Origin of the sequence: Nostoc sp. UHCC 0252, from assembly GCF_034931145.1 — a bacterium.
GTDB lineage: Bacteria > Cyanobacteriota > Cyanobacteriia > Cyanobacteriales > Nostocaceae > Nostoc.
On sequence record NZ_JAYGHE010000156.1, the window covers coordinates 1 to 4,282 of the forward strand.

4 protein-coding genes and 1 pseudogene are annotated in these 4,282 nt (G+C 38.6%); all 5 read left to right on the forward strand.

The window, feature by feature from the left end:
* A partial coding sequence (locus VB732_RS35430; protein WP_323235473.1) for an ATP-binding protein occupies nt 1-1,393 on the forward strand: 1,393 nt, incomplete at its 5' end.
* Entirely contained in the window at nt 1,390-1,959 is a 570-nt protein-coding gene (locus tag VB732_RS35435; protein WP_323235474.1) for a DUF192 domain-containing protein, read from the forward strand. The genes VB732_RS35430 and VB732_RS35435, both read left to right, overlap by 4 nt.
* A gap of 100 nt (nt 1,960-2,059) precedes the next feature.
* Nucleotides 2,060-2,386 carry a hypothetical protein gene (locus tag VB732_RS35440; protein WP_323235475.1) on the forward strand — a complete coding sequence of 109 codons (327 nt, stop codon included), beginning with the start codon at nt 2,060-2,062 and terminating at the stop codon, nt 2,384-2,386.
* Between the two features lie 151 nt (nt 2,387-2,537).
* Nucleotides 2,538-3,860, forward strand: a complete 1,323-nt coding sequence (locus VB732_RS35445) for a hypothetical protein (RefSeq protein WP_323235477.1) — start codon at nt 2,538-2,540, stop codon at nt 3,858-3,860.
* An 8-nt stretch (nt 3,861-3,868) separates the two neighbouring features.
* Nucleotides 3,869-4,282, forward strand: a pseudogene (locus VB732_RS35450) (hypothetical protein); the annotation flags it as partial.

The window sequence follows — 4,282 nt, forward strand, 5'->3', positions numbered from 1 at the left end:
CAAAAGCAGGCGCGAACATTACTTTGAAATTCTGCGATTCTGGAAAACTACCCATTTACAAGGGATTCTCATACTAGAGGGCATATTCCCTTGGCTGGGAGAGTCTACCACTGACCCCGATTTCTTTCTGACTTCCGAGTGGATTAAGTCAGCCCTGATTAACCTGAAGCTGTACAATTGCCATGCTAACAAAGCAGCGATTCTCTTAGGGTCAAACGCCACCGTGTCATCTGACATTGCCCCCGAAGTTCCAACAGTCATTCAACAACTGCCAGCTATAGAGGAAATAAGCAGTTACTTAGCTCAAGTATTACCTGATTACAGCCGCAGCGATATTCATGCGACGGCGAACGCCGGCTTAGGCATGTACTTGGCAGACATTGACTATGGAATTAGACAGGCTATTGCAAATCATGAAATTACACCGGATGAGTTAGTAGAAAAACTGTCCACTTACAAAATTGACCTATTTAAGCGAATTTATAATATTCAGTTCCTTCAACCTCCAAGCACACCCATTGGTGGTTTAGAACTTATCCAGCAAGCGTTTAAAACTTATAAGCGCCTTCTATCCTCATTGGCGAAAGCTTACAATCTTCGTTTACCCAAGGGGATTTTATTAATCGGCCCACCGGGAACAGGAAAATCTTACTCCGCTAAAGCAAGTTCTGCACAATTGGGGCTACCTCTGATTATCTTAGAGTGGGGTAGTTTCCGCAGTTACGGTAATTTGGCTGAATATAAACTCAAGAGTTTACTCGCACTGGTAGACCGAATCAATCGTGTAATTTTATACCTTGATGACTTTGATAAGGGATTCGCCGGGGATGATGATTTATCTAAACGCCTCGCTGGTATGCTTTTGACCTGGATGCAAGAACGTACTAGTGAGGTTTTAATTATCGCTTCGGCTAACAATATTCAATGGCTACCACCAGAGCTAACCAGAAGTGGACGCTTCGACGAGATTTTTAAGGTGGATCTCCCAAATTACGGCGAACGGCACGAAATATTCAAGATTCACTTAGCCCGTTTCGATCCTCGTTTCCATGATCGGGGCGATGGGTACAGCGAAGAAGAATGGAAAAGGTTACTCAAAGCCACGCAGCGATGTGTCGGTGCGGAGATTCAAGCCATTGTAGAACGCGCCGCCGTCTTTAGTTTCTGTCAAATGTTTGGCGACGATGTTTCTCCCCTTCAAGAACTACCACCACTAGGAATTACATTGTCGGCATTGTTGGCTGCAAGGCAGAGTATGAATCCTTTGGCCATCCGCGAAGCTGACCGAGTTGAAAGTATGCGTAACATTGCGGCTTTGCATGGCCTTCCATCTAGTCCAATTGATTCATCTATATATAGTCTCGGCAACGTTGATATTTTTGGTGAAACATGAAAACTTTAAAAATTAATTCTGAAAAGGATTTATACGTTGCTGCTTTCAAGTTACTAAACATACTAGGCCCTGTCGCTGGAGTATCAATTATCATCGGCACTGTGGCGCTCGGTTACGTCCAAACTCGTCCCCAGGATTTACCAGTTACGCACATTCTCACCAAAGGTGGTCGCACATTTAAGCTCTCAGTCGCCTCTACACCAGAGCAATTAGAGAAAGGGCTGAAATTTCGAGCATCCTTAAACGGCGATGGCGGAATGTTATTCAATTTGGGAGGAGAAATTTATAATGTGCCTTTCTGCATGTACAAGGTGAATTTTCCTTTAGACATCTTTTATCTTAAGGACAATGTGGTGACAACTGCGGTTTACAATGCCAAACCGTGCTACAAAAACCCTTGCCCCATCTACAAGGGGAAAGTTGCCAATCAAGTGTTAGAGCTTGTCGGTGGCACTGCCAATATCAAGGTTGGCGATCGGCTTAACATCCAACCGTTATCAGTTTTGCCTAAGAATAATATTGGTATTTATAGCGGCAATTATTTGAAAACCAAAAATAATCGCTAGTAATTGTATAACGTATTTTTAAAAAATCAAGAAACCATAGTACTGAAAAAAACAGTACCTAAATAGCTTCATGTGTTGAATCAAATATGGCAATCTATTTATGGGAAGAGTATGGACATATTGGGAATTTGATCACCCTTTGGGTAGCACGGTGCGAGTAATCTCTACCCCACTAGGGTTAGAGATATTTGCCGAAGATGTGTTCAACGTCGTTGCAGCAGAATTAAATAACGAAAAAATAGTACTGATGAATATTCACAGTCAAGAACGTTATGTAGTTATTGAAGAAGAGGTAGTAAAAGTAAAAACTTTAAATTTTACAGCCATCAATACCTTAAAGACGATTGTAAAAGCGGACTTGATTAATAAATTTCTGCATTGGGTACGAATTAAAATTCGACCAATATTTCAAAGACAGTATCTGTAAAAAAATTGCCGATTGCCGATTGTAGATAAGAGAATTGACGATTTTAGATTTATTCCGCCCACAATATGCTGGGCTTGTACCAAAAACATTCAATCTCCAATCTGCCCTATTCAATCTCCAATCTTCTCGGTCAATATCAAAAGGAAGAAGAATGATGACTATTAAGATAGCCAACGATAATAACCAAAATACTAGCAACAATCTGGCAGATCAACCCTTTACTAATACACAGTTTAACAATATAGCACCCAACAATGCGATAGAAAAAGACACTAGTAATATAGATCCCAACAGCCCAGTGCCCGACAATATAGGACTTAGCAATGCGATAAAAGAAAACACTAGTAATACAGAGTTATACAGCCCAGTGCCCGACAATATAGCACTTAACAATGCAATAGAAGAAAAGACTAGTAATACAGAGTTAGACAGCCCAGTGTCCGACAATATAGCACTTAACAATGCAATAGAAGAAAACACTAGTAATACAGAGTTAGAAAGCCTAGCACCCGACAATGTACCACTTAACAATGTGACAGAAGAAAAGACTAGTAATACAGAGTTAGAAAGCCCAGTGCCCGACAATATAGCACTTAACAATGCAATAGAAGAAAAGACTAGTGATACACAGTCTAATAATCCAGTATCCGAAAAGAATAATAAGAATAACAACAATAAAGATAATCCAGAACAACTAAGAAGATTAGTAATGGTGACAGGAGATAAAGGAGGTGTTGGTAAGTCAACGTTTGCCAGAGGTTTAGCGCAAACTTACATAGATAACGCAGTAAAATTTGTTGGGTTAGACGCGGATAATTCTAATCCACACTTGATCAGATTTTATGAAAACGCTGCAAACATTCATCGTTTAGATATATCTAACTCAGATAAATTAGACGAATTTGTAGATAATTTAAAAGAATTAGTGTATCCCAAATCAAAAGAATCTGGGAAAAATCAAGAGGAAAAATCTTTGATACTACTAGAAACGCCATCACAATTTCTGCCAACTTTAAAAATTTTAATAACCGAGATGGGGTTTTTAGATGTAGTAAATAATAAATGTAAGATGCGGGTGACGATAGTAGTAGTTATTAGCACAATAATTGATTGTATAACTCAACTACTAGAACTATATAGTTTCTGCGGTGATCGGGTGGATTATGTAATAGTAAAAAATTCCTTTTACGGAGAGGCGGAACAATTTGCTTTTTATGATAGTTCCGAAGAAATAAAAGTAATTGAACAGCAAGTAAAAGCAACAGGGCATAATTTCACAAGTATAAATATGCCAAAACTAGCGAAAAAATCCTACGATTATTTAGATGTGAAAAATTTGACATTTAGACAAGGACTTGAACAAGATGAATATCCCTCTGTATTTGGTAGAGTCTTAAGCTGGCTGAACAATTTTAAAGGGCAAATAAAGCCAAAAAAAGATTTATTTGGCATAGAGAAGATTTTATCTGAATAGGAATAAAGATGTCAAAAAGAATGATTATAACTGTAGGAGATGCGCGGGTGGGTAAGTCTACAGTTATCAAGCTATTGCTAGAAATGTTCGCCCAACAAGGAAAACGGATAAAGGTTTATAACCAAGAATCATTCCCTGTATTTCAAGCTTATGAACATATAGCAACCATTAAGAAGTTTAATTTATCAAATGACGATGCTGATGCAATAGCAGATGACTTAAATCATCCTGAGTTAGATGTGATCATTGTTGATATGCCCGGACAAGATATTGAAAAAGTAATTCAATATATCGAGAGTGCTAGCTTATTTGAGGTTGTAGTAAAATTTGGTTGGAATTTAACATTTCTTCAACCTATTTCTCACAGGGAAGACTGTATATATTACTTAAATGCAATCATCCAGAACGCGACCACTAACGCT

Coding starts and splice junctions, on each gene's coding strand:
- VB732_RS35445 (WP_323235477.1), top strand. CDS start 2,538: ATGATGACTATTAAGATAGCCAACGATAATAACCAAAATACTAGCAAC.
- VB732_RS35440 (WP_323235475.1), top strand. CDS start 2,060: ATGGGAAGAGTATGGACATATTGGGAATTTGATCACCCTTTGGGTAGC.
- VB732_RS35435 (WP_323235474.1), top strand. CDS start 1,390: ATGAAAACTTTAAAAATTAATTCTGAAAAGGATTTATACGTTGCTGCT.